This window comes from Kitasatospora sp. NPDC101176, from assembly GCF_044768035.1.
Lineage (GTDB): Bacteria > Actinomycetota > Actinomycetes > Streptomycetales > Streptomycetaceae > Kitasatospora.
In genome coordinates, this window is the sequence record NZ_JBIWPA010000033.1 from 76274 (window position 1) to 99835 (window position 23562).

Consider the following 23562-nt stretch of genomic DNA (forward strand, 5'->3'; position numbering starts at 1 on the left):
CCCGCGCCGACCCGGGCGGCGGGTTCACTCGACGCCGATGAGCAGCGGCGCGGACTCCTGGCCGCCGTGGAAGACCACCGCGTCCACCTCCGGCCGCCGGTGCCGGGCGTGCGCGACGAGGCGCCCGGCGAGCGCCTCGTCGGCGCCGTCGCCGAGCACCAGGGTGACGAGTTCGCCGCCCGCGCCGAGCATCCGGTCCAGCACGCTCGTCCCGACCTCGTCCAGGCCCGTGCCGATCACCGCCACGTCGCCGTCGATCAGGCCGAGCACGTCCCCGGCCTGGCAGACCCCGGCCATCGTCCAGGACTCCCCCTCGGCGACGGCGAGTTCGGCGTACCGGGTGGCACCGGCCGCGGAGGTCATGGCGACCACGTCCTCGTCGAAGCGGCGGCCCGCCTCGTGCACCGCGAGCGCCGCCAGCCCCTGCACCGGCGAGCGGGTGGGCAGCACGGCGATCCGCACGCCCTCCTCGCGCAGCTGGTCGGCGGCGGCCCCGGCGGCGGCCCGCAGTTCGGGGTCGTTGAGCAGCAGGACGACCTCGCGGGCGGCCGAGCGGCGGACGGCCGCGGCGAGTTCGGCGCTGGCCGGCGGGCGGTCCGGGTCGGCGTGCAGCACCAGGGCGCCGGCCTGCTCGCACAGCTCGGCGAGCCCCGTGCCGGAGACCACGGAGAGCACCGCGCGGGCGCGCTCCTCGCGTTCGCCGCGCTCCGCGGCGCGGCCGGCCCGGGCGGCGGCCTCGGCGAAGTGGGTGATCCGGATCTGGTGCGGCCGCCCGGCCCGCACCCCGGCCTCGACGGCGGCGCCCGCGTCGTCCACGTGGACGTGCACGTTCCACAGGCCGTCGCCGCCGCCGATCACCAGCGAGTCGCCGAGGCCGCCGAGCCGCTCGCGCAGCGCGGGCAGGGCCTCGTCGGCCGCGTCCAGCAGGTAGATGACCTCGAAGGCGGGGTGGCCGGGGCCGGGCGGTCGCACGTGCACCTCGCAGCTGTCGACCGCCCGGACGTCGTCGCGCAGCGCGACCGGGCCCATCGGCTGCTGGCCGGCGACGGCGTCGGCGAGCGCCCCGAGGACGGCCACCAGTCCGCGCCCGCCCGCGTCCACGACGCCGTTCTCGGCCAGCACGGCGAGCTGTTCCGGAGTGTGCCGCAGGGCGTCCCGGGCGGCCCGGTGGGCGGTGTCGGCGACCTGCGCGAGCCCGTCCCCGGCCCGGACGGCCTCCCGGGCCGCGACCCGGGCGACGGTGAGCAGGGTGCCCTCGACGGGCTCCGCGACGGCCTGGTAGGCGGAGTCGGCGGCCCGCTGCAGGGCGGCCCGCAGCTGGTCGGCGCCGCCGCCCTCGGCGAGCGTCTCGGCGGTGCCGCGCAGCCACTGGGCGAGGATCACCCCGGAGTTGCCGCGGGCGCCGACCAGCGCACCGCGGGCCATCGCCCGCACCGTGTCGGCCAGGCCCGGGGCGGGCCCGTCGGCGGGGTCGGTGAAGCGGCTCTCCACCTCGGCGGCAGCGGACTCGACGGTGAGGTAGAGGTTGGTGCCGGTGTCCCCGTCCGGGACGGGGTACACGTTGAGCGCGTCGATCTCCTCCCGGGCCTGGCCGAGCGCGCGCAGGGCGAGCTGGCACCAGGTGCGCACGGCCGGGGCGTCGAGCGTGTGCAGCACCGGGTCTCCTCCGGATCGGACGCCGCGACGCCCTGCGGGGCAGCAGCACAGCCAGGGCTGCGGCGAGGGGTGATACCGGCAGGTTATCGGGGGCCGGGGAGGGCCGCCGGGACGGCCGACCGGGGCGATCACCCGGCCGGTCATGGTAGTTTCGTTGAACGGGAGCAAGCGTTGTATGCTCTTCCGGTTGCCTGGAACAATCCGGGCGCACCCCTCGGCCCGGTCCGGTTCACGCGAGTGTTCCGCTGGTTCACAGGGGTTGTCGAACGTAAATGATCTGAAGTCTTGGAGTGACTCCTGTGGCTGCCAACTGCGACGTCTGCGGCAAGGGGCCGGGCTTCGGCAACAGCATCTCCCACTCGCACCGCCGTACCCCCCGTCGTTGGAACCCCAACATCCAGACGGTGCGCGCTGTGATTGGGCGGACGCCGAAGCGGCTCAACGTCTGCACCTCGTGCATCAAGGCCGGTAAGGTCTCGCGCTGACGCGCAGACCGGCATGCCGGTCCTCCAGTGAAGCCGGTCCATCCTCGGATGGACCGGCTTCACTGTTTTCCGCCCGGGGCCTCCCCCGCGGGGGGGGGGGGGGGGGGGCCGCCCCCCCCCCCGCCGCCGGCCCCCCCCCCCCCCGGGGGGGCGGGCCCCGCGCCCCCCCCCCCCGCCCCCCCCCCCCCCCCCCCCCCCCGCGCGGGCGCCCCCGCGTTTTCCGCGGCGGCCCCGCGGTGGCCCGGGGGTCCGGGTTTGCCCCCGGGGGCCCCCCCCGGGGGGGGGGGGCCCCGCGCCCCCCCCCACCGCCGTGGTCAGCGCCAGCGCCAGGCGTGGTCGACCGGGCCGATCCCCGCGCCGAGCGCGAAGCCCCCGGCGATCGCGCCGGTGATGTACTCCTTGGCCGAGCCGACCGCCTCGGGCAGCGGCTGCCCCTTGGCCAGTCCGGCGGCGATCGCGCTGGCCAGCGTGCAGCCGGTGCCGTGGGTGTGCCGGTTGTCGTAGCGCGGCGCCCGGTACCAGTGCTCCTCGCCGGGGCCGCCGTAGAGCAGGTCGGCGGCCTCGCCCTCCAGGTGGCCGCCCTTGACCAGCACCCAGCGCGGCCCGAGGTCGAGCAGGGCCCTGGCGGCGTCCAGCATCCCGGCCTCGTCGTCGACGGTCCGGCCGGTGAGCTGCGTCACCTCGTGCAGGTTGGGGGTGGCCAGGGTGGCGACCGGCAGCAGCCGCTCGCGGACGGTGGCGACGGCCTCGGCGGCCAGCAGGGCGTCCCCGTGCTTGGAGACGCCGACCGGGTCGACCACCACCGGGGCGTCCACCCCGGCGAGCAGGTCGGAGACGGTCTCGACGAGTTCGATCGAGGCGAGCATGCCGGTCTTCACGGCCTGGACCCCGATGTCGTCGACCACGCTGCGGAACTGGGCCCGGACGGCCTCGGCGGGCAGTTCCCAGTAGCCCTGGACGCCGAGCGAGTTCTGCGCGGTGACGGCGGTGATCACGCTCATGCCGTGGACGCCGAGTGCGAGCATCGCCTTGAGGTCGGCCTGGATGCCGGCGCCGCCGCCGGAGTCGGAGCCGGCGACGGTGAGGACGCGGGGCGGGGCGCCGGAGGGGTCGTGCGGAGCGGGTCGACCGGGGGCGGGGGCGGGAGACGGGAGGGCCATGGGGCCAACCTACCTCCGGCGGTTCAGAGCACGGCCTCGGATTCCGCCCAGCGGTCCTCCGGCACCGTCTTGAGCCTGGTCACCGCGGCGGCGATCGGGACCAGCTCGATCCCGGTCCGGCGCAGCGCGGTGAAGTGCCCGAACGCGCCCTTGTGGACGGCCTCGACCGCGTGCCAGCCGAAGCGGGAGGCGAGCACCCGGTCCCGCGCGGTCGGGGTGCCGCCGCGCTGGGTGTGCCCGAGGATGACCGGCCGGGCCTCCTTGCCGAGCAGGTCCTCCAGCTCGTGGGCGAGCCGGTTGCCGATCCCGCCGAAGGTCCGGTGCCCGAACTGGTCGACGTCGCCGTGGTCGAAGCGCATGGTGCCGGGCTGCGGGGCGGCGCCCTCGGCGACGGCGATGATGGCGAACTTCTTGCCGCGGGCGAACCGGTCCTCGACCATCCGGGCCACCGCCTCGATGTCGAAGGGCTTCTCCGGGATGAGGATGCCGTGCGCGCCGGCGGCCATGCCCGCGGTGAGGGTGATCCAGCCGGTGTGCCGGCCCATCAACTCGACGACCATGACGCGCTGGTGGGACTCCGCGGTGGTCTTCAGCCGGTCGATCGCCTCGGTCGCCACGTGCACCGCGGTGTCGAAGCCGAAGGTGACGTCGGTGGCGTCGATGTCGTTGTCGATGGTCTTGGGCACCCCCACGACCGGCAGCCCGGCGTCGCTGAACAGCCGGGCCGCGGTCAGCGTCCCCTCGCCGCCGATCGCGATCAGCGCGTCGATGCCGATGTCCCGGGCCAGCGTGCGGGCGTTGTCCACCGCCCAGGCGATCCGGTCCCGCTGGACCCGGGCGGAGCCCAGGATGGTGCCGCCGAGGGTGAGCAGACCGGTGACGTCGTCGTGCGAGACCGGCCGGGTGCGCCCCTCGATGAGACCGAGGAAGCCGTCCTCGATGCCGACGATCTCGTCCCCGTGCACGTCCGTCCCGCGGTGCACCACGGAGCGGATCACCGCGTTCAGGCCGGGGCAGTCGCCGCCGCTTGTCAGTACCCCGATGCGCATGGTTGACGTGCTCCCGCTCGCAGTGGCTCGGACCACCCGCGCCGGACGGCGGGCGGGCCCGGTAGTCGCAAGACTCTCGGTAGTCGGAAGACTACGCAAAACCCCCCGGCGAAGCCCGTCCGCCGCACGTCCGGCGCGCGATCCACTGCACCCGTGTCCGGACGCCATCCCCCGTGCGCCGTAGGAGAGTCGGCGCGGGCGTCCGGCGCCGTCCGTCACTCGGCGAAGTGGTCCCAGCCGCCGACCCGGTCCCAGGGCGCGCCGTCCACCGTCACCCGGCCGCTGCGGCTGCCCCGGGGGCGGCCGGTCACCTCGCCCACCACCCGCCAGCGGGCGGGGAGTTGGACCCCGCGCGGGAAGGTCGCCACGATCGCGTGGTCCTCGCCGCCGGACAGCACCCAGACCAGCGGGTCCACGCCGACGGCCTGGCCGATGTCGGCCATCTGCGCCGGGACGTCGAAGTCGGCGGCCTTGAGGTCGATGTCGACCTCGCTGGCGCGGGCCACGTGGCCGAGGTCGGCGACCAGTCCGTCGCTCACGTCGATCATCGAGGTCGCGCCCAACTCGGCGGCGGCCGGGCCCGCGTGGTACGGCGGCTCGGGGCGGCGGTGCGCCTCGACGAAGGCCCGCGGGGAGCGGAAGCCGCGCTGCAGCACGGTCAGCCCGGCGGCCGACCAGCCGAGCCAGCCGGTCACCGCGACCACGTCGCCGACCTGAGCGCCGGAGCGCGTCACCGCCGCGCGCCCCTGCAGGTCGCCGAGCGCCGTGATCGCCAGGGTGACGGTGTCGCCGCGCACCACGTCGCCGCCGACCACCGTCGCCCCGGCGACCTGGCACTCGTCGCGCAGCCCGTCCATCAGCTCGGTGGCCCAGGTGGTCGGCAGGTCCGCGGGGGCCACCAGGCCGAGCAGTATCGCGGTCGGCACCGCGCCCATCGCGGCCACGTCGGCGAGGTTCTGGGCGGCGGCCTTGCGGCCCACGTCGTAGGCGGTGGACCAGTCCCGGCGGAAGTGCCGGTTCTCGATCAGGACGTCCGTGGTGGCCACCACCCGGCCGTCCGGCGCCTTCACCACCGCGGCGTCGTCACCCGGGCCGAGGTCGACCGCGTCGGTGAGCGGCACCCGGGCGGTGAGCTCCCTGATGAGACCGAACTCGCCGAGCTCGCCCACGGTCCCCTGCATCTGCCGTCCTCTCGCGTTTCCCTCAGAACTGGTCCCCGTCGCGCTCCCCCGCGCGCAGCGTACGCCCTTCGGGGGTGTCGGGGTCTCCCCTCCCCGGCCCACCGCGCGGTAGCGTGGTGATCAGACTGCCGGTGAGCCCGGTCCCACCCGACGCCTGACCGGGCGATCACGGCGGCGATCCCCGTAACCGGCCGCCGGGAGGCCCCCGTGGTACAGGCATACATCCTGATCCAGACCGAGGTCGGCAAGGCCACCGCAGTGGCCGAGTCGATCTCCAAGATTCCCGGCGTGCTCCAGGCCGAGGACGTCACCGGACCGTACGACGTGATCGTCCGGGCCGAGGCCGACACCGTGGACGACCTGGGCCGCCTGGTGGTGGCCAAGGTCCAGCAGGTCGAGGGCATCACCCGCACCCTGACCTGTCCGGTGGTCCACCTGTAAGCCCCGGCTACCATCGGCGGGTGGCCACAGAACTCCGCATCACCCGGGCGCTGGCGGCGCTGCCCGCGCCGCTCCGCTGGCTGGCCCTGCCGCTCGCGCTGACCTGCACGCTCGTGGTGCTGCTGGGGAGTTGGAGCTCCCCCGACGAGAGCGTGGCGGTGCCCAGCCCGGGCGGCCGGGCGGCCGGGTACTGCCGTGCGCTCGCCGCGGCGCTGCCGCAGGAGCTGCTCGGCCACCCCCGGAAGGACCCGTCCCCCGCCTCCCCGTACGTGGCGGCGTGGGGCGGCTCGCCGCGCACCGTGCTGCGCTGCGGCGTCGACCGCCCCGAACAGCTGGACGGCGAGCACGCCAAGGACTGGTCACCGACCGTGGACGACGTCACCTGGTGGTCGCAGCGGCTCTCCGACGGCGGCTACCGCTTCGTGACGACGATGCGCGCCGCCTACGTCGAGGTGACCGTCCCGGCCGGCGCCGCGCAGAACCCCTTCGACCCGGCCGCCGCCGTCACCCCGGCGGTGAAGGCCACCGTCCCGGGCTGACCGGTACGCCGCGGAGGGTGGGCCGGGACTCCTCCCGGCCCACCCTCCGTTGTCGCGGTCGGGCCGCTACCGCAGACCGGTGGAACGGTCCAGCGCGGCGCGGAGCAGCCGGTCGATCAGCTCGGGGTAGGGCACCCCGGTGGCCTCCCACATCTTCGGGAAGGCCGAGATCGGGGTGAAGCCGGGCATCGTGTTGACCTCGTTGATCATCCAGGTGCCGTCCTCCAGCAGGAAGAAGTCCACCCGGGCCAGGCCCTCGCAGCCCAGCGCCTCGAACGCGGCCAGCGCCTGGCGGCGGATCTCGGCGGTCTCCTCAGCGCCGAGCTCCGCCGGGATGCGCACCTCGGAGGAGTCGATGTACTTGGCCTCGAAGTCGTAGAACTCGTAGCCGCCGCCGACCATGATCTCGCCGGGCACGCTGGCCCGCGGGCCGTCCTCGAACTCCAGGACGCCGCACTCGATCTCGCGGCCGGTCACACCGGCCTCGATGATCAGCTTGGGGTCGTGGCGGCGGGCCTCCTCGATCGCGGCGTCGAGGTCGGCCAGGTCCTTGACCTTGGTGATGCCCATGCTGGAACCGGCCCGGCACGGCTTCACGAACAGCGGCAGGCCCAGCTCGGCGGCCCGCTCGCGCACCGCGGCGCGGCCCTGCTCGCTCTCCCACTCGCGCGGCCGGACGACGGTGTACCGGCCGACGCCCAGGCCGTGCGAGGCCAGGACCCGCTTGGTGAACTCCTTGTCCATGCCGACCGCGCTGGCGAGCACGCCGTTGCCGACGTACGGCACGCCGGAGAGCTCCAGCAGGCCCTGCAGGGTGCCGTCCTCGCCCCAGGGGCCGTGCAGCAGCGGGAAGACCACGTCGACCTCGCCGAGGGCCTTGGGGGCGCTCCCCGGCTCGCTCAGGACGACCTCGCGGTCGCCCGGGGCGATCGGCAGCGCGACCTGGCCGGCCACGGACTCGGCGACGTGCGCCACGTCCGGCAGCACGCCGTCGGTGATGGCCATCCGGGCGGGCTCGTCGCTGGCCAGCGCCCAGCGGCCCTCGTGCGTGATGCCGATCGGCAGCACGTCGTACGTGTCGCGGTCGATCGCCCTGAGCACGCTGCCCGCGGTGGAGACCGAGATGGCGTGCTCGGAGCTGCGGCCGCCGAAGACCAGCGCGACGCGCGGCTTCGCAGCGGACGGGTTCGGGGAGGTCTGTTCGATGCTCATATCGCGATTGAGACTACCGTGCGACGTGTTTCCGGGACGTCAGCCGCCCCGGGAACGGTGCCGGCCGCCCTCCCCGGCACCGCCTCAGCGCCGTTCGGCCTTCGCCGAGCGGGACATCAGGGCCTGCAGCGCCTCCTGGGTGGGCCGGCCGTTGTGCACCACGTCCACCACCGCCTCGACGATCGGCATGTCGACCCCGTTGCGCCGGGCCAGGTCGAGCACCGACTCGCAGGACTTGACGCCCTCCGCGGTCTGCCGGGTGGCCGCGATGGTCTCCGCGAGCGACATGCCCCGGCCCAGGTTCATGCCGAAGGTGTTGTTGCGCGACAGCGGGGACGAGCAGGTCGCGACCAGGTCGCCCATCCCGGCGAGCCCGGCGAAGGTGTGCGGGTCGGCGCCGAGCACCTCGCCGAGCCGGGTGGTCTCGGCCAGCCCCCGGGTGATCAGCGTCGCCTTGGTGTTGTCGCCGAGGCCCATGCCGGCGGCCATGCCGACCGCCAGGCCGATGACGTTCTTGACCGCCCCGCCGAGCTCGCAGCCCACCACGTCGGTGTTGGTGTACGGGCGGAAGTACGGCGTGTGGCAGGCCGCCTGGAGCCGCTTGGCGACCGCCTCGTCGACGCAGGCCACCACGCTGGCTGCCGGCTGCCGGTTGGCGATCTCCTTCGCCAGGTTGGGCCCGCTGACCACCGCGACCCGCTCCGGGCCGACCTTGGCGACCTCGGCGATGACCTCGCTCATCCGCTTGGCGGTGCCGAGTTCGATGCCCTTCATGAGGCTGACCAGGACGGTCTGCGGCTCGATCAGGGACGCCCAGCCGGCCAGGTTGTCGCGCACCGTCTGCGAGGGCACCGCGAGCACCGCGAAGTCGGCCCCGGCCAGCGCCGCGGCGGCGTCGACGGTGGCCGTGATGGACGACGGCAGCCGGACGCCGGGCAGGTAGTCCGGGTTCTCGTGGGTGGTGTGGATCGCGTCCACCAGCTCCCAGCGGCGGCCCCAGAGCGTCACCTCGCAGCCCGCGTCCGCCAGCACCATCGCGAAGGCGGTCCCCCAGGACCCCGTCCCGAACACTGCGACCCGGGTCACCGGCCGGCCTCCTCGACGCCGTCGCCGCCCTTGGCGCGCCGCCGCTCGGCCACGGCCGCGGCGGCCCGCTGCCGGGCGGCCTTGCGCATGTCGAAGCGCTCGGCGGGCGGCTCCTCGCCGCGGATGCCGGCCAGCACCTCGGTGATCGCCGCCATGATGTCCTCGGTGGCGTCGTTGAGCACCTGGGCGGTCAGCTCCTGGCCCTGGTAGCGGCTCAGGTCCACCGGGGGCCCGGCGGCCACCGTGACCCGGTGCCGCGGGAAGAGGTTGAACCTGCCCTTCCCGTAGCCGGCCCGGCCGTACGGCGGGATGATCTCGTGCGCGCCCCAGTGCGCGACGGGGATGACCGGCGCCCCGGTCATCAGCGCGACCCGGGCGACGCCGCTCTTGCCGGTCATCGGCCACAGGTCCGGGTCCCGGGTGAGCGTTCCCTCCGGGTAGAACTGCACGCACTGGCCGTTGTCGACGGCGTCGATGGCGGCCCGGAACGCCTGCGCGGCGTCGGTGGACTCGCGGAACACCGGAATCTGGCCGGTCTTGCGCAGCATGAATCCGATGAAGGGAATCGAGAACAGCGAGGACTTGCCGAGAATGCGCGGCGGACGCCCGCTGTTGTACTGCCAGTGCGCGTAGATCACCGGGTCGATGATCGAATTGTGGTTCACCGCGGCGATGAAGCCGCCTTCCTTCGGAAGGTGCTCCCAGCCCCGCCAGTCGGGCTTCACCAGGGCGGTCGTCACCGGCTTCACCAGCACGGCCGCGAAGCGGTACCAGATGCCGTAGTCGGCGTTGCCGAACTTGGCGTACGAGCGGCGGGCCACCCCGGCTCCTCCTCTTTCCGTGCGGCACGTGGGGTGCCGCGGTCATGGCCTCCCGGTGCCGCGCACCGGTGTGGACCGGCGCCCGGGCCGCGGGCGCGGACCAGTGTCGCCCGGCTGCTCACCGGCTGTCGAGCGACCGCGCCAACGCGCCCGGCAGGCGTGATCAAACGCACGTCCGCACAGCTCGGACGGCCTGGCGAGGGCTCCGGGACCGGCGTCACAATGACGCCGATGACCCAGGACACCGTACGCCCCAGCGGGCCCGTCGCGCCCGCCGCACCCGCCGCCGGCTGGTCGCTCGTACTGCCGCTCAAGCCGCTCGCGCTGGCGAAGAGCCGGCTGGCCCCGTACGCCGGAGCGCACCGGGCGGTCCTCGCACTGTCCTTCGCGCTCGACACCGTCACCGCCGCGCTGGCCACCCCGGGCGTCGCCCGCGTCCTGGTGGTCACGCGGGACGCCGCGGCCGGCGCCCGGCTGGCGGCGCTCGGCGCACGGGTGGTCGCCGACGAACCCGGCGGCGGCCTCAACGCGGCGCTGGCACACGGCGCCTCCGCCGCCCGGGCGCTCGCCCCGCGCTCGCCGCTGGCCGTCCTCTCGGCGGACCTGCCGGCCCTGCGCCCGGCCGAACTGGCCCGGGTCCTGGGGGCGGTGCCGCCCGACGGCCGGGCCTTCCTGCCGGACTCCCCCGGCTTCGGCACCACCCTGCTGGCCTGCACCCCCGGCCGTCCGCTCGCCCCCGCCTTCGGGGACGGCTCCCGGGCCCGGCACGCGGCCGGCGGGGCGCTCGAACTGCGCCTGGCGGGCGTGGAGTCGGTGCGCCGCGACGTGGACAACGGCACGGACCTGGGCGAGGCCGCGGCGCTCGGCCTCGGCCCGCACACCGGCCCGCTCTTCGCCCGCCTGGGGCACGCCCCGGGGCCGGGCCTGCCGGCGGCTCCCGCCTGACGGCGACCGGCGGGCGCGCCGATCGACGGACAAGCCCCGGGACTGTCGGTGCCGCTCGATATGCTGCTGCCATGCAGGCCACCGCGTTCACCTTCGACCCCGCCACCCGGGCCGGCTCCGTGCTGCTCGACGACGGGACCCCGGTGCCGTTCGACGCGGCCGCCTTCGACGCCGGCGGCCTGCGGCTGCTGCGCCCCGGCCAGCGGGTGCGGATCCGCACCGAGGGCAACGGCGGCACCCGCCGGGTGGTCTTCCTGACGCTCCAGACCTTCCCGGACCCAGCCGACGGCTGAGCGGCCCCGCGGCCCGGCCGACGGGGCCCGGCCGACGGCCGCCCCGGATTGCCGACTGAGCGCCCGGAAACCGAGAGAGCCGCGGCGACCCGTTCCCCGTGCGTCACGGAGGGGGGTGCCGCGGCTCAGGGCCGAAGGCCGGAGGCCGTCCGGGGACCGCCGGGCGGGACTACTTGGCAGTGGTCTTGCGCGCGGTGGTCTTGCGGGTGGCGGTCTTCTTCGCCGGAGCCGTCTTCTTGGCCGTGGCGGTTGCCTTCTTGGCGGCGGCGGTGGTGGTCTTCTTGGCGGCGGCCGTGGTGGTCGCCTTCTTGGCGGCGGTGGCGGCCGACTTCTTGGTCGCGGCCGCGGAGGTCTTCTTCGCGGCGGCGGTGGTCGCCTTCTTGGTGGCGGTCGCCTTCTTCGCCGCGGCGGCCGTCGTCTTGGCGGCGGTGGCCGTGGTCTTCTTGGCGGCGGCCGTGGTGGTCGCCTTCTTCGCGGCGGCCTTCTTGGTCGCGGCCGGAGCGGCGGCGGTCTTCGCGGCGGTGGTCTTCGCGGCCGTGGCAGCACGCTTGGTGGCCGCGCGCTTGGCGGCCGGGGTGGCGGCGACGCCGCTCTTGCCCGGGGTGAGGGATCCCTTGGGGGCCTTCTTCACCGAGGGGCCTTCCTTCGGCAGCTTCTTGCTGCCGCTGACCAGGTCCTTGAAGCCCTGGCCGGGACGGAAGCGGGGCACCGAGGTCTTCTTGACCTTGACCTTCTCGCCGGTCTGCGGGTTGCGGGCGAAGCGCGCGGAGCGCTCCACCTTCTCGAAGGTGCCGAACCCGGTGACCGAGACACGGTCACCGGCCACAACGGCGCGGACCATGGTGTCGAGCACTGCGTCGACGGCCTCTGCGGCAGCCTTGCGACCGCCCAGCTGCTCGGCCACCGCTTCGACAAGCTGAGCCTTGTTCACGTCTTCCCCTTCGGAAACGGGCGCCGGATGATTCCATCCGTTCTTTTCGCACGTTAGGTATGTATCTGCGGACTTTCAATTACCAAACGCGCGAATCACCCTAGTGTCGCAATGGATTTGCGCGTCGGCGACCTCAGGCGACGGGCGGGCGCCCCTCGTCGAGGTCATGTACAAAGCGACTCAACCGCCTTGCCGCCTCCGGAAGATCGCGCTTGGCGGTCTCGGTGACGATGAGGAGTTGACGGGTGAGAGCGGTCTTTGCATCGGCAGACACGTTCAGCGCATGCACGCGGGCGTGAGCTTGCTTCAACCGCTCGGCCACAAGCGCGTAGAGCGCTGCGACTTCCTGGTCGTCCGGCCCCTCAGCTGGTGCGGAGGTGACGTCCGGCCGATCGTCAATTCGGCGTTCGGATCCCCGGCCCACGGACTCCGGGGCCGCGGGTTCGCCGCCCGCGTACGGAGGTTCATGGTGCCGGTGCATGTACTGATTGTGCCATCTACCCGCAGTTGTACTTGCGCGGGGCCCTCTCCGGCAAAGCCAAATGGGCAATCCGGGGCGGGCCCCGGCGGTAACTCGTGCTCCGGAACGGCGGATGGCCCGCCCCCCCGAAGGGGAGGCGGGCCATCCGGCGGATCGTCAGAATGCTTGTTCTGAGGGGATCTCAGGCCACCGGCAGAGTACGGGGCTTGAAGGCGGGACGGGTGGTCTCGAAGGCCGCGATGTCGGCCTCGTTCTGCAGAGTGATGCTGATGTCGTCCAGCCCGTTGAGCAGCCGCCACCGGACGTTGTCGTCCAGTTCGAAGGAGGCCGTGACGCCTTCGGCGCGCACTTCGCGGGCCTCCAGGTCGACGGTGATCTCGGCCGAATGGTCACTCTCCGTGAGCGCCCAGAGCTGTTCCACGGTCTCCTGCGGGAGGACCACCGTCAGCAGGCCGTTCTTCAGGGAGTTGCCCCGGAAGATGTCGGCGAAGCGGGACGAGATGACCGCGTGGAAGCCGTAGTTCTGCAGCGCCCAGACGGCGTGCTCGCGGGAGGAGCCGGTGCCGAACTCGGGGCCGGCCACCAGCACGGTGGCCCCCTGGCGCTCGGGCCGGTTGAGGATGAACGACTCGTCCTTGCGCCAGGCCTCGAACAGGCCGTCCTCGAAGCCGGAGCGGGTGACCTTCTTCAGCCAGTGCGCCGGGATGATCTGGTCGGTGTCCACGTTGGAGCGGCGCAGCGGGACGGCCCGGCCGGTGTGGGTGGTGAACTTCTCCATGGTTCTCAGGCCTCCACAGCCACGGTGCTGGTCAGGTCGGAAGGGGCGGCCAGGCGGCCCAGGACGGCGGTCGCCGCGGCGACCTGCGGGGAGACCAGGTGGGTGCGGCCGCCCTTGCCCTGCCGGCCCTCGAAGTTGCGGTTCGAGGTGGAGGCGCAGCGCTCGCCGGGGGCGAGCTGGTCGGGGTTCATGCCCAGGCACATCGAGCAGCCCGCGTGCCGCCACTCGGCGCCGGCCGCGGTGAACACCTTGTCCAGGCCCTCCTCGACGGCCTGCAGGGCGACCCGGACGGAGCCGGGGACGACCAGCATCCGCACCCCGTCCGCGATCCGGCGGCCCTCCAGCACGGCGGCGGCGGCGCGCAGGTCCTCGATCCGCCCGTTGGTGCAGGAGCCCACGAAGACCGCGTCGACCTTGACCTCGCGCAGCGGGGTGCCGGCCTCCAGGCCCATGTAGGCCAGGGCGTTCTCGGCGGCCGTCCGCTCCTGCGGGTCGGCGAAGGAGGCCGGGTCCGGTACCCGGGAGCCCAGCGGGGCGCCCTGGCCGGGGTTGGTGCCCCAGGTGACGAACGGGGTCAGCTCGGCGGCGTCGATGAAGATCTCGTGGTCGAAGACCGCGTCCTCGTCGGTGCCCAGGGTCTCCCAGTACGCGACGGCCGCGTCCCAGTCCTCGCCCTGCGGGGCGTGCGGACGGTCCTTGAGGTAGGCGAAGGTGGTCTCGTCCGGGGCGATCATGCCGGCCCGGGCGCCCGCCTCGATCGACATGTTGCAGATGGTCATCCGGGCCTCCATGGACAGGCCCCGGATCGCCGAACCGCGGTACTCCAGGACGTACCCCTGGCCGCCGCCGGTGCCGATCCTGGCGATGACGGCCAGGATCAGGTCCTTGGCGGTGACGCCCTCGGGCAGCTCGCCCTCGACGGTGATCGCCATCGTCCGGAACGGTGCCAGCGGCAGGGTCTGGGTCGCCAGCACGTGCTCGACCTGGCTGGTGCCGATGCCGAACGCCAGCGCGCCGAAGGCGCCGTGGGTGGAGGTGTGGGAGTCGCCGCAGACCACGGTCATGCCGGGCTGGGTCAGGCCCAGCTGGGGGCCGACCACGTGCACGACGCCCTGCTCGACGTCGCCGAGCGAGTGGATCCGGACGCCGAACTCGGCGGCGTTGCGGCGCAGGGTCTCCAGCTGGACCTTCGAGACCGGGTCGGCGATGGGCTTGTCGATGTCGAGGGTGGGGGTGTTGTGGTCCTCGGTCGCGATCGTCAGATCGGTGCGGCGGACCTTCCGCCCGGCCAGCCGCAGCCCGTCGAAGGCCTGCGGGCTGGTCACTTCGTGGAGCAGGTGCAGGTCGATGAAGAGCAGGTCGGGCTCCCCCTCCGCGCGCCGCACGACGTGGTCGTCCCAGACCTTCTCTGCGAGTGTCCGTCCCATCGGATTCCCTCCAGCCGGCCGCGTTGCCGGCCTTCTCGTGTCGTCGAGGTCGAAGTTGCCGCCACCCTGTAGGGGGCACGGTCCGCGCGACCTGCACGCCGGATCGCTGTCCACGATGCGGACACCTTGGTGAGGCCGCATCCTGGATGTCTCCCGGGCTGCTGCATCCAGAGTGGCGCTTTTCCCGGAAGATTGAACTTGCGTCTCGCGGACTGAGACTGCAGTCTTAGGGCATGGACAACTCTAGCGGCGTCGGCGTTCTCGACAAGGCCGCTCTGGTGCTCAGCGCACTGGAGTCGGGCCCCGCCACGTTGGCGGGGCTGGTCGCCGCCACCGGTCTGGCGCGCCCCACGGCCCACAGACTCGCCGTCGCACTCGAACACCACCGTCTGGTCACCAGGGACATGCAGGGGCGCTTCATCCTCGGCCCCCGTCTCTCCGAACTCTCCGCCGCGGCGGGCGAGGACCGGCTGCTCGCCACCGCGGGCCCGGTCCTGACCCACCTGCGCGACGTCACGGGCGAGAGCGCACAGCTCTACCGCCGCCAGGGCGAGATGCGGATCTGCGTAGCCGCCGCCGAGCGGCTCTCCGGCCTGCGGGACACCGTCCCGGTCGGCAGCACCCTGCCGATGAAGGCCGGCTCGGCGGCCCAGGTCCTGCTGGCCTGGGAGGAGCCCGAGCGGCTGCACCGCGGCCTCCAGGGCGCCCGCTTCACCGCCACCGCCCTCAGCGGCGTCCGGCGGCGCGGCTGGGCCCAGTCGATCGGCGAGCGGGAGCCGGGCGTCGCGTCCGTCTCCGCCCCCGTGCGCGGCCCCTCCAACCGGGTGGTGGCCGCCGTCTCGGTCTCCGGCCCGATCGAGCGGCTGACCCGCCACCCGGGCCGGCTGCACGCCCAGGCCATCATCGAGGCCGCGAACCGGCTGACCGAGGCCCTCCGCCGCAGCTGATCACCCCGGAACACCGGGAAGGGCCCCGCTCGTGGAGCGGGGCCCTTCGGCCGTTCCGGGTCCGCGGGGAATTGCGGAACCCCGTCCGGAGCGGAACCCCGTCCGGAGCGGAGCCCCGTCCGGAAATGCAAAAAGACCCCGGGAACCGGGGCCTTCCTTTTCTGGCTGGGGTACCAGGACTCGAACCTAGACTAAATGAACCAGAATCACTCGTGCTGCCAATTACACCATACCCCAACACAAAGCAAGGGCCGATGGGGTGACCCACCGGCTTCCTGCTCTGAAGTACCCCCGACCGGATTCGAACCGGCGCTACTGCCGTGAGAGGGCAGCGTGCTAGGCCGCTACACAACGGGGGCTTCCTGGCGATCCCTTGCGGGATCCGTACCCCCGACCGGATTCGAACCGGCGCTACTGCCGTGAGAGGGCAGCGTGCTAGGCCGCTACACAACGGGGGCTTTCCAGGTGATCCCTTGCGGGATCCGTACCCCCGACCGGATTCGAACCGGCGCTACTGCCGTGAGAGGGCAGCGTGCTAGGCCGCTACACAACGGGGGCTTGATCTTCATTTGTACTGCGGTACTTGCGTACTGCGCTGGGGTACCAGGACTCGAACCTAGACTAAATGAACCAGAATCACTCGTGCTGCCAATTACACCATACCCCACCAGAGTTGAACCCTCGTCGGGATCTTCTCAGGCGTTGCGCCTCTCGTTCCGTCCCGGCCGGGGGGCTTTCGCTCCCTCGTCCGTTCCCTCCCGGGCGGCGCAGAAAGAACATTACCCGACGTCTGCCCTGGCTCCAAAATCGATAACCCCAGGCAGCCGCCGGGCGGCCGTCCGGTGACGTCCGGGTACGCCGCGGGCCCGGCACGAAGCCGGGCCCGCGACCTGCTCCACGACCCGCTCAGGCGGCCGGGGGCGCCTCCAGGGCGGCGTTCAGCCGGCGCAGCGTCTCGGGGCGCCCGAGCAGCTCCATCGACTCGAACAGCGGCGGGGAGACGCGGCGGCCGGTGACGGCCACCCGCAGCGGGGTGAACGCGAACTTGGGCTTGATGCCCAGCCCGTCCACCAGCGCCTCGCGCAGCGCGGCCTGGATCGGCTCCGGGCTGAAGTCGCCGAGCGCCTCCAGCGCCTTGACGCTGGCCTCCAGCACCGGGCGGGAGTCGGCGGTCAGCGCCTTGGCGGCGTCGTCCGGGTCGACGGTGAAGTCGGCCGGTTCGACGAACAGGAAGCCGGCCATGTTCACGATCTCGCTCAGCACGACCATCCGCTCCTGGGTGAGCGGCGCGATCTTCGCGAGCAGGTCCAGCTGCTCGGCCGTCGGCTCGGCCGGCAGCAGGCCGGGGGCCTGCAGGTACGGCACCAGGCGGCGGACGAAGTCCTCCGGGGCCAGCCGGCGGACGTGCTCGGCGTTGATCGCCTCGCACTTCTTCAGGTCGAAGCGGGCCGGGTTGGCGTTCACCTTGGCGATGTCGAAGGCGGCGACCAGCTCGTCCACGCCGAAGAGGTCCCGGTCCTCGGCCAGCGACCAGCCCAGCAGGGACAGGTAGTTGAGCAGGCCCTCGGGGATGAAGCCGCGCTCGCGGTACAGGTTGAGCGAGGCCTGCGGGTCGCGCTTGGAGAGCTTCTTGTTGCCCTCGCCCATGACGTACGGCAGGTGGCCGAAGCGCGGGGTGCCGCCGTCGCCGACGCCGATCTCGGCGAGCGCGGCGTACAGCGCGATCTGCCGCGGGGTGGAGGACAGCAGGTCCTCGCCGCGCAGCACGTGGGTGATGCCCATCAGGGCGTCGTCCACCGGGTTGACCAGGGTGTACAGCGGCGCGCCGTTGGCCCGGACGATGCCGTAGTCCGGCACGTTCTCCGGCTCGAAGGTGAGCGTGCCGCGCACCAGGTCGTCGAAGCTGATGGTGCGGTCGGGCATCCGGAAGCGCAGGATCGGCTCGCGCTTCTCCAGCTTGTAGACCGCGACCTGCTCGTCGGTCAGGTCGCGGCAGTGGCCGTCGTAGCCGGAGGGCTTGCCGGCCGCGCGGGCGGCCTCGCGGCGGGCGTCCAGCTCCTCGGTGCTGCAGTAGCAGTGGTACGCGTGGCCGGCCTCGTGCAGGCGGCGGGCGACGTCGGCGTAGATGTCCATCCGCTGGGACTGGCGGTACGGCTCGTGCGGGCCGCCGACCTCCGGGCCCTCGTCCCAGTCGAAGCCCAGCCAGCGCATGGCGTCCAGCAGCTGCTCGTACGACTCCTCGGAGTCGCGGGCCGAGTCGGTGTCCTCGATCCGGAAGACCAGCGTGCCGCCGTTGTGGCGGGCGAAGGCCCAGTTGAAGAGGGCGGTGCGGACCAGGCCCACGTGCGGGTTCCCGGTCGGGGACGGACAGAAGCGAACCCGGACGGCCGGGTTTGAGTTAGCCACGCTTGATCACCTTGTTGGTGAGAGTGCCGATGCCTTCGATGGAGACGGCGACCTCGTCGCCGACGTTGAGCGGGCCCACCCCTGCGGGCGTGCCGGTGAGGATGACGTCGCCGGGCAGCAGCGTCATGGCCTCGGAGACGTGGACGATCAGCTCGGCGACCGAGCGGACCATCTGGGAGGTGCGGCCGGCCTGCCGGAGCTCGCCGTTGACCGTGCAGGTGACGGCCAGGTCGGCCGGGTCCACGTCGGTCTCGATCCACGGGCCCAGCGGGCAGGAGGTGTCGAAGCCCTTGGCCCGGGCCCACTGGCCCTCGCGCTGCTGGACGTCCCGCGCGGTGACGTCGTTGGCGCAGGTGTAGCCGAGGATCACCTCGGGCACCCGGTCCAGCGGCACCTCGCGGCACATCCGGCCGATCACCACGGCGAGTTCGGCCTCGTGGTGGACGTCCGAGGAGAACGGCGGGTACGCGATGTTCTCGGTCGGGCCGATCACCGAGGTCGACGGTTTGAAGAAGGTGAGCGGGAGGTCCGGGACGTCGTGGCCCAGCTCGGCCGCGTGCGCCGCGTAGTTGCGGCCGACGGCCACGATCTTGTTGGGGAGCATCGGGCTGAGCAGCCGGACGTCCTGGAAGCGGTAGCTCTCGCCGGTGGGCTGGGGCTGGCCGAACGGGTGGCCGGCCAGCGCGTGGACGACCAGCGAGTCGGGCTGGGAGGGATCGCCCTCCACGACGCCGAAGGAGACGCTGCCGGCGGCAGGGCTCCCTTCCCGGACGGAAAACCTGGCAATGCGCACGGCTGGGCTACCCCTCGCTTCGTCGGCCGCCCGGGGCGCGCCCGGGCGCTGGTGGGCGCCCCGCCCGTGGTGGGCGCGGTCCCGTCAATCGTCGTCCAGGCTATCGCGCGCGGCCCCGGCGGACCGCTTTGCCCCTGTTCAGCCCGGTCGGGGCGGGAGCCGCGGGTGCGGCCCCGGGAAGCGCGAACGGGCGCCGCGGCCGCCCCCGGGGGGTGGCCGCGGCGCCCGGTCCCGGCGCGGTCCGGTCAGTCCTGCGGGACGGCGACGACCGGGGCGACCATCAGCTGGGTGCGGCGCGGGTTGGCCGTGCTGGTCGGCAGCTCGGTGGCGTACGTGACGACGTCCTCGGGCTTGCGGGCGCCCGGGATCGCGGCGAAGTCCGCGACCGAGGCCAGCGTCGTGCGGCGCGGGTTCGCCGTGGAGCCGCAGGACAGCGTGGACTGGGTGGCCTTCTTCTTCGCCAGGGACATCGAGAGCACCTCGTGGTAGCGGCCGGGGATCGCGGCGGATCGGCACCGGCCTGAGTGATTCCGATTGATTCGGAGGGGTTCTGGGCAGGCTGATCGGGGCCGTGCTCCGGAGACAGCCCAGGTTACGAGATCTCATTCCACAGGCACCGTGACCAAAGCTATACATACGGCTGTGATTTTGCTCACAAATTCATGAGCAAAACGCAGATATCCGACATATCGCCGCATCGGAATTTCCCGACATACGGCAGATTCCGGGCATTCCGGAAGGTCTGTGACTCTTTTCGATCTAGGGCTCGCTTGGCATGTATCCGGCGAGTGTCCGAAAAAGGCGGTATTCCGGTCCGGTTACCGCACAGTCAGTGAGACCGCGCACGCGGTCGGTAGCGCCGGGAGGTGTGCCCTGGCGGCCCTTGTTGGGATTCCCCGGCTGTGCTGGAATGCCACGGACCGTGGGTAGGGAGAAGTCCACCCCGGTGACCCGCTCACCCGGACCGGCCGGGGAGCGGATGGAAACTCGACACCGTCCAGGCCGCGGCGACGCGGTGGGACGCCCGGTCCAGAGGTTGCGACGCCAGTGCAGGGACGTTTCAAAAGGGGTAGCGGCGCCGCGGGAAACCCGGAGTCGCGTGAGCCTGTGGCAGCCCCCCAGCAGGCGGCGGCCCCCGGCGGCCCGGCCGAGCCGGTGGCGCCCGAGGCCCCCGGCCGCCCGGACGGCGACGGCCAGGAGCGCAAGTCCACCCGGGACAAACTCCGGACGACCCTGACCAGGCGCCGCGCCACCGGTCTGAGCCGGCTCGCGATGCGCAACTGGCGCATCCGGACCCGACTGATCGCGCTGCTCGCCCTCCCCGTCCTGGTCTCCCTCGTCCTCGGTGGCCTGCGGATCCAGACCTCGATGGAGGCCTCGCAGCAACTCGCCCAGATGGCCAACCTCTCCGACCTGGCCAAGAAGGCGACCAACCTCGCGGACGCGCTGCAGAAGGAACGCGACATCAGCGCGGGCCCGATCACCGCGCGCCCCAACGACCCGCTCGACGACGACATCGTCACCGCCCGCAAGGAGACGGACGACCTCAGCCGCACCTTCACCGCGTCCTCGGACAAGTTCGAGAACCTCGAGCTCTCCGGCGGCAAGGCGCTGCTCTTCCAGATCCGCAAGGACCTGAACTCGATCTCCGACGCGCGCAACACGCCGTACCAGAACAACCAGAACATCCAGTCGACGATCACCGCCTACGACGTGATCATCCGCGACCTGCTCTCCATCACCCAGGACATCGCGCTCGCGTCGAACAACAAGGACCTGGTCGTCGCGACCCGGGCGCTCCAGCAGTTCTCGCTCGCCAAGAACGCCACCTCGCAGCAGCGCGCCCTGATCAGCGCCGCGCTCGCCAACCCCAAGGGCCCCGACCTCAGCCTGAGCGACGAGTCCTTCGGCATCCGCCTGCGCGCCTCCTACGACAACGCGCTCACCAGCTTCAACAACATCTACACCGCCCACGACCTGGACAACCTGCGCGGCCAGCTCAGCTACAACTCGGTGGTCGCCGACGCCGACCGCTACGCGCGCTCGATCCTCCAGCAGAGCGGTATCCACCAGACCGACCCGGTGACCTACAAGGACTGGTACGAGAAGGCCAGCGCCAAGATCACCGCCGAGCGCCGGATCGAGTCCAAGCTCATCGAGGACCTCGACGGAAAGGCCCAGGACCTGCAGTCCCAGGCCGACACCGAGGCCATCATCATCGGTGCCGCCGTCGCCCTCGTGCTGCTCGTCGCCCTCGGTGGCGCCGGTCTGATCGCCCGCTCGATGGTGCGCTCGCTGACCCGCCTGCAGGCCGCGGCCGAGGACGTCGCCGAGCGCCGCCTGCCCGAGCTGGTCAAGACCCTCTCCGAGAGCGACCCGCACGACGTCGACACCACGGTCGAGCCGGTCGCCGTCGACTCGACCGACGAGATCGGCCACGTGGCGCACGCGTTCGACATGGTGCACAGCGAGGCCGTCCGCCTCGCCGCCGAGCAGGCCCTCCTGCGAGGCAACATCAACGCGATGTTCACCAACCTCTCCCGCCGCAGCCAGGGCCTCATCCAGCGCCAGCTGTCGCTCATCTCCGAGCTGGAGAGCCGCGAGGCGGACCCGGACCAGCTGGCCAACCTCTTCAAGCTGGACCACCTCGCGACCCGTATGCGCCGCAACGGCGAAAACCTCCTCGTCCTCGCCGGTGAGGACCCGGGCCGCCGCTGGACCAGGCCCGTCCCGCTGGTCGACGTGCTCCGCGCCGCCGCCTCCGAGGTGGAGCAGTACGAGCGCATCGAGCTCGCCACCGTGCCGTCGGCCGAGGTCGCCGGCCGCGTCGTCAACGACCTCGTCCACCTCCTCGCCGAGCTGCTCGAGAACGCCACCTCGTTCTCCAGCCCGCAGACCCGCGTCCGGGTCACCGGCCACGCGCTGCCCGACGGCCGCGTGCTGGTCGAGATCCACGACACCGGCATCGGCCTGAGCCCCGACGACCTCGCGGACATCAACGAGCGCCTCGCCAACCCGCCGACGGTGGACGTCTCCGTCTCCCGCCGCATGGGCCTCTTCGTGGTCGGCCGCCTGTCCCTGCGACACGGCATCCGCATCCAGCTGCGCCCCAGCGACTCCGGTGGCACCACCGCGCTCGTCATGCTCCCGGTGGACGTCACCACCTCCGCCGACCGCCGCGGCGCCGCCCGCCCCGGCTCCGCGCAGGCCAAGCAGCAGCGCGGGGTCGCCCCGACGCCGCGCCAGCAGCGCCAGGTGCCGCCCGGCCAGGGCGGCCCGGCCGCGCTCGGCCAGGGCCAGGCCGGCGCCCCGCAGGGCGGCCGCCCGCAGCTCGGTCAGGGCGGTCCGGCCGCGCCGGGTGGCCCCGGTGCGCCGGCTGGCCCGGGTGCGCCCGGCGGCCGCGCGGGCGGTCTGCCGACCCGCCAGGCCGGTCAGTCGCTGCGCGAGAACCCGATCCCGCAGGGCCAGGGGCAGCAGCCCCAGCAGGCCCCGCAGGGCGGCCTGCCCCAGCGCGGCGCCAACCGCCAGGGCCCGGCCCAGCAGGCCCCGCAGTCCCAGCAGCCCCAGCAGGCCCCGCAGGGCGGCCTGCCGCAGCGCGGCGGCAACGGCCAGGGCCCGGCCCAGGGCGGCCCCGGCGGCCTGCCCCGCCGCGGCCAGCAGCCGCCCGCCCAGGGCCGCCCCGGCCAGGAGCGTCCGCGCCCGAACGGCGAGTTCGAGGGCGCTCCGGGCCCCCGCACCGGCGAGCAGCCGCAGCACGGCCGGCCGGGTCGGCCGGGTGCGCCGCAGCAGGGCGCCCGCCCGGGCAACCGTCCGCAGGACGGGCTGCCGCAGCGCCGGCCGGTCCCGCAGGGCCAGGGCGGTCCGCAGGGCCAGCCCGGTCCGCAGGGCCCGGGTGCGCCGCAGGGCCGCCCCGGGCCGCAGGGCCAGCGCCGCCCGCAGCGCCCGGGACCGGACATGCCGCAGCGCGACCGCCAGCCGCAGCTGCCCCCGCAGCAGCAGCCCCAGCCGCTGCCCGCGGCCGAGCCGGCCCCGCTGGAGAGCACCCAGCAGCTCGCCCGGCCCCGTTTCGAGGCCAGCCAGATCGACCCGCGCGACCCGCTGGGCCTCGGTCTGGTGGAGCCGGTGCTGCCGAACGTGCCGAACCCGGCGCGTCCGGAGCAGGTGCGCCCCGAGCAGGTCCGTCAGGAGCCGGTCCGTCCGGAGCCGATGGCGCTGCCGACCGGTCCGTCCCAGGGCGCGGCCGACCAGCCGTGGCAGCCGCAGGACGCCGGCCAGCAGGGCCAGCAGCAGGCGCGGCAGCGGACGTACCAGCCGCGCCGGCCCGGCACCTCCGCCCCGGAGCTCCAGCAGCAGGGCCAGGCCCCGCAGGCCCGCCAGCCCCAGCCCCAGCAGGGACAGCAGGCTCCGCAGGCACCGCAGGGACAGCAGGCCCCGCAGGGCCAGCAGCAGCCCCCGCAGCAGCCGCAGCCCGGCCCCGGCGACGCCCCGTGGCGCCCGTCCGCGAACGACGAGCGCTGGCGCCGGGCCGAGCAGGTCCGCGAGCCCTCGACCAACGGTGTCACCATGTCCGGTCTCCCCCGGCGGACCCCGCAGGCCAACCTGGTCTCCGGTACCGCCGAGGCCTCGCCGATGACCGGTCCGCAGGTCTCCCGGGCACCCGAGGAGGTCCGCGGCCGGCTCACCAACCTGCGCCGCGGCATCCAGCAGGGTCGCCGCGCCGGGGCCGAGCAGACCAACCCGTCGGGCTTCCAGCATGGTGCCCAGCAGGGCGGATTCGATAGTTTCGGTGGCCGGACCGACGGCAACGGCGCAGAGCATCAGGAGCGTTGAGTTGAATCAGATGAGCCAGGCCGCACAGAACCTGAACTGGCTGATCACCAATTTCGTGGACAACACCCCCGGGGTGTCCCACACCGTGGTGGTCTCCGCCG

At 73.3% G+C, this 23562-nt stretch carries 21 protein-coding genes, 5 tRNA genes and 1 pseudogene; 8 read left to right on the top strand and 19 right to left on the bottom strand.

The annotated features are described in order from the left end of the window. Nucleotides 1-24 precede the first annotated feature (24 nt). A complete protein-coding gene (locus ACIRS1_RS32015) occupies nucleotides 25-1788 on the bottom strand; it encodes a DAK2 domain-containing protein (RefSeq protein ID WP_402845669.1) in 1764 nt (587 codons plus the stop codon). 167 nt (nucleotides 1789-1955) lie between these two features. Here ACIRS1_RS32015 and rpmB point away from each other — a divergent pair, with 167 nt between their 5' ends. After that, the gene (gene rpmB / locus ACIRS1_RS32020; protein WP_014138233.1) at nucleotides 1956-2141 is read left to right on the top strand and encodes a 50S ribosomal protein L28; all 186 of its coding nucleotides are present in this window, start codon (nucleotides 1956-1958) and stop codon (nucleotides 2139-2141) included. A 314-nt stretch (nucleotides 2142-2455) separates the two neighbouring features. Here the strand turns inward: rpmB and thiD are convergent, their stop codons facing one another. The 3 genes from thiD to ACIRS1_RS32035 all read right to left on the bottom strand — a co-directional run bounded on the left by thiD (nucleotide 2456) and on the right by ACIRS1_RS32035 (nucleotide 5531). After that, on the bottom strand, nucleotides 2456-3301 hold the full coding sequence (gene thiD / locus ACIRS1_RS32025; protein WP_402845661.1) for a bifunctional hydroxymethylpyrimidine kinase/phosphomethylpyrimidine kinase: 846 nt from the start codon (nucleotides 3299-3301) through the stop codon (nucleotides 2456-2458). 23 nt (nucleotides 3302-3324) lie between these two features. Then, nucleotides 3325-4350, bottom strand: coding sequence for an ATP-dependent 6-phosphofructokinase (locus tag ACIRS1_RS32030; protein WP_360222079.1), 1026 nt, complete (start codon nucleotides 4348-4350; stop codon nucleotides 3325-3327). A 215-nt stretch (nucleotides 4351-4565) separates the two neighbouring features. After that, on the bottom strand, nucleotides 4566-5531 hold the full coding sequence (locus tag ACIRS1_RS32035; RefSeq protein ID WP_360222082.1) for a thiamine-phosphate kinase: 966 nt from the start codon (nucleotides 5529-5531) through the stop codon (nucleotides 4566-4568). Between the two features lie 207 nt (nucleotides 5532-5738). On the opposite strand from ACIRS1_RS32035, the gene ACIRS1_RS32040 reads away from it, so the two are divergent. Together ACIRS1_RS32040 and ACIRS1_RS32045 are read left to right on the top strand one after the other, a co-directional pair. Further along, nucleotides 5739-5972 (top strand): Lrp/AsnC ligand binding domain-containing protein, encoded by a 234-nt coding sequence (locus tag ACIRS1_RS32040; RefSeq protein WP_360222085.1) that lies wholly within the window; start codon nucleotides 5739-5741, stop codon nucleotides 5970-5972. A 20-nt stretch (nucleotides 5973-5992) separates the two neighbouring features. After that, nucleotides 5993-6511, top strand: coding sequence for a DUF3515 domain-containing protein (locus ACIRS1_RS32045; RefSeq protein ID WP_360222088.1), 519 nt, complete (start codon nucleotides 5993-5995; stop codon nucleotides 6509-6511). 66 nt (nucleotides 6512-6577) lie between these two features. Here ACIRS1_RS32045 and ACIRS1_RS32050 read toward each other — a convergent pair whose 3' ends face one another. The 3 genes from ACIRS1_RS32050 to ACIRS1_RS32060 form a co-directional block, all read right to left on the bottom strand. After that, nucleotides 6578-7723 (bottom strand): D-alanine--D-alanine ligase family protein, encoded by a 1146-nt coding sequence (locus ACIRS1_RS32050; RefSeq protein ID WP_402845662.1) that lies wholly within the window; start codon nucleotides 7721-7723, stop codon nucleotides 6578-6580. Nucleotides 7724-7807: 84 nt separating this feature from the next. Then, a complete protein-coding gene (locus ACIRS1_RS32055) occupies nucleotides 7808-8809 on the bottom strand; it encodes an NAD(P)H-dependent glycerol-3-phosphate dehydrogenase (protein WP_360222094.1) in 1002 nt (333 codons plus the stop codon). Beyond that, complete coding sequence (locus ACIRS1_RS32060) at nucleotides 8806-9630, bottom strand: lysophospholipid acyltransferase family protein (protein ID WP_360222097.1); 825 nt, start codon at nucleotides 9628-9630, stop codon at nucleotides 8806-8808. Before ACIRS1_RS32060 ends, ACIRS1_RS32055 begins: the two co-directional genes overlap by 4 nt. Nucleotides 9631-9861: 231 nt before the next feature. Between ACIRS1_RS32060 and cofC the strand changes: the two genes are divergently transcribed. Both cofC and ACIRS1_RS32070 read left to right on the top strand, forming a co-directional pair. Then, nucleotides 9862-10575, top strand: a complete 714-nt coding sequence (gene cofC / locus ACIRS1_RS32065) for a 2-phospho-L-lactate guanylyltransferase (protein WP_402845663.1) — start codon at nucleotides 9862-9864, stop codon at nucleotides 10573-10575. A gap of 71 nt (nucleotides 10576-10646) precedes the next feature. After that, on the top strand, nucleotides 10647-10868 hold the full coding sequence (locus ACIRS1_RS32070; RefSeq protein WP_402845664.1) for a hypothetical protein: 222 nt from the start codon (nucleotides 10647-10649) through the stop codon (nucleotides 10866-10868). Between the two features lie 169 nt (nucleotides 10869-11037). Here ACIRS1_RS32070 and ACIRS1_RS32075 read toward each other — a convergent pair whose 3' ends face one another. The 4 genes from ACIRS1_RS32075 to leuC form a co-directional block, all read right to left on the bottom strand. After that, nucleotides 11038-11799 (bottom strand): HU family DNA-binding protein, encoded by a 762-nt coding sequence (locus ACIRS1_RS32075; RefSeq protein ID WP_396318280.1) that lies wholly within the window; start codon nucleotides 11797-11799, stop codon nucleotides 11038-11040. 133 nt (nucleotides 11800-11932) lie between these two features. After that, nucleotides 11933-12280 carry a hypothetical protein gene (locus tag ACIRS1_RS32080; protein ID WP_396318281.1) on the bottom strand — a complete coding sequence of 116 codons (348 nt, stop codon included), beginning with the start codon at nucleotides 12278-12280 and terminating at the stop codon, nucleotides 11933-11935. 181 nt (nucleotides 12281-12461) lie between these two features. Next, on the bottom strand, nucleotides 12462-13058 hold the full coding sequence (gene leuD, locus ACIRS1_RS32085; protein ID WP_360222109.1) for a 3-isopropylmalate dehydratase small subunit: 597 nt from the start codon (nucleotides 13056-13058) through the stop codon (nucleotides 12462-12464). 5 nt (nucleotides 13059-13063) lie between these two features. Beyond that, nucleotides 13064-14485 carry a 3-isopropylmalate dehydratase large subunit gene (gene leuC / locus ACIRS1_RS32090; RefSeq protein WP_360222112.1) on the bottom strand — a complete coding sequence of 474 codons (1422 nt, stop codon included), beginning with the start codon at nucleotides 14483-14485 and terminating at the stop codon, nucleotides 13064-13066. 233 nt (nucleotides 14486-14718) lie between these two features. On the opposite strand from leuC, the gene ACIRS1_RS32095 reads away from it, so the two are divergent. Beyond that, nucleotides 14719-15432: an IclR family transcriptional regulator gene (locus ACIRS1_RS32095; protein ID WP_030306825.1), complete on the top strand. Its 714-nt coding sequence runs from the start codon at nucleotides 14719-14721 to the stop codon at nucleotides 15430-15432. A 162-nt stretch (nucleotides 15433-15594) separates the two neighbouring features. Here ACIRS1_RS32095 and ACIRS1_RS32100 read toward each other — a convergent pair. The 8 genes from ACIRS1_RS32100 to ACIRS1_RS32135 form a co-directional block, all read right to left on the bottom strand. After that, a tRNA-Gln gene (locus ACIRS1_RS32100) sits at nucleotides 15595-15669 on the bottom strand. A gap of 49 nt (nucleotides 15670-15718) precedes the next feature. Then, nucleotides 15719-15791: transfer RNA gene (locus ACIRS1_RS32105), tRNA-Glu, on the bottom strand. 26 nt (nucleotides 15792-15817) lie between these two features. Beyond that, a tRNA-Glu gene (locus ACIRS1_RS32110) sits at nucleotides 15818-15890 on the bottom strand. Nucleotides 15891-15917: 27 nt separating this feature from the next. After that, nucleotides 15918-15990, bottom strand: a tRNA-Glu gene (locus ACIRS1_RS32115). Nucleotides 15991-16027: 37 nt separating this feature from the next. Next, nucleotides 16028-16099 (bottom strand) — tRNA-Gln (locus tag ACIRS1_RS32120). 239 nt (nucleotides 16100-16338) lie between these two features. Then, the gene (gltX, locus tag ACIRS1_RS32125; RefSeq protein ID WP_402845665.1) at nucleotides 16339-17838 is read right to left on the bottom strand and encodes a glutamate--tRNA ligase; all 1500 of its coding nucleotides are present in this window, start codon (nucleotides 17836-17838) and stop codon (nucleotides 16339-16341) included. Next, nucleotides 17831-18631: a fumarylacetoacetate hydrolase family protein gene (locus ACIRS1_RS32130; protein ID WP_360222118.1), complete on the bottom strand. Its 801-nt coding sequence runs from the start codon at nucleotides 18629-18631 to the stop codon at nucleotides 17831-17833. Before ACIRS1_RS32130 ends, gltX begins: the two co-directional genes overlap by 8 nt. A gap of 245 nt (nucleotides 18632-18876) precedes the next feature. Next, complete coding sequence (locus tag ACIRS1_RS32135) at nucleotides 18877-19101, bottom strand: hypothetical protein (RefSeq protein WP_360222121.1); 225 nt, start codon at nucleotides 19099-19101, stop codon at nucleotides 18877-18879. Between the two features lie 637 nt (nucleotides 19102-19738). Between ACIRS1_RS32135 and ACIRS1_RS32140 the strand changes: the two genes are divergently transcribed. Next, nucleotides 19739-23461, top strand: coding sequence for a nitrate- and nitrite sensing domain-containing protein (locus ACIRS1_RS32140; RefSeq protein ID WP_402845666.1), 3723 nt, complete (start codon nucleotides 19739-19741; stop codon nucleotides 23459-23461). Nucleotides 23462-23471: 10 nt separating this feature from the next. Then, nucleotides 23472-23562: pseudogene (locus tag ACIRS1_RS32145) on the top strand (roadblock/LC7 domain-containing protein); the annotation flags it as partial.

Bases quoted from the DNA above. Each gene is read 5' to 3' on its own strand.
- thiD (WP_402845661.1), bottom strand. From the start codon at position 3,301: ATGGCCCTCCCGTCTCCCGCCCCCGCCCCCGGTCGACCCGCTCCGCAC.
- ACIRS1_RS32030 (WP_360222079.1), bottom strand. From the start codon at position 4,350: ATGCGCATCGGGGTACTGACAAGCGGCGGCGACTGCCCCGGCCTGAAC.
- ACIRS1_RS32035 (WP_360222082.1), bottom strand. From the start codon at position 5,531: ATGCAGGGGACCGTGGGCGAGCTCGGCGAGTTCGGTCTCATCAGGGAG.
- ACIRS1_RS32050 (WP_402845662.1), bottom strand. From the start codon at position 7,723: ATGAGCATCGAACAGACCTCCCCGAACCCGTCCGCTGCGAAGCCGCGC.
- cofC (WP_402845663.1), top strand. From the start codon at position 9,862: ATGACCCAGGACACCGTACGCCCCAGCGGGCCCGTCGCGCCCGCCGCA.
- ACIRS1_RS32070 (WP_402845664.1), top strand. From the start codon at position 10,647: ATGCAGGCCACCGCGTTCACCTTCGACCCCGCCACCCGGGCCGGCTCC.
- ACIRS1_RS32080 (WP_396318281.1), bottom strand. From the start codon at position 12,280: ATGCACCGGCACCATGAACCTCCGTACGCGGGCGGCGAACCCGCGGCC.
- leuD (WP_360222109.1), bottom strand. From the start codon at position 13,058: ATGGAGAAGTTCACCACCCACACCGGCCGGGCCGTCCCGCTGCGCCGC.
- leuC (WP_360222112.1), bottom strand. From the start codon at position 14,485: ATGGGACGGACACTCGCAGAGAAGGTCTGGGACGACCACGTCGTGCGG.
- ACIRS1_RS32095 (WP_030306825.1), top strand. From the start codon at position 14,719: ATGGACAACTCTAGCGGCGTCGGCGTTCTCGACAAGGCCGCTCTGGTG.
- ACIRS1_RS32135 (WP_360222121.1), bottom strand. From the start codon at position 19,101: ATGTCCCTGGCGAAGAAGAAGGCCACCCAGTCCACGCTGTCCTGCGGC.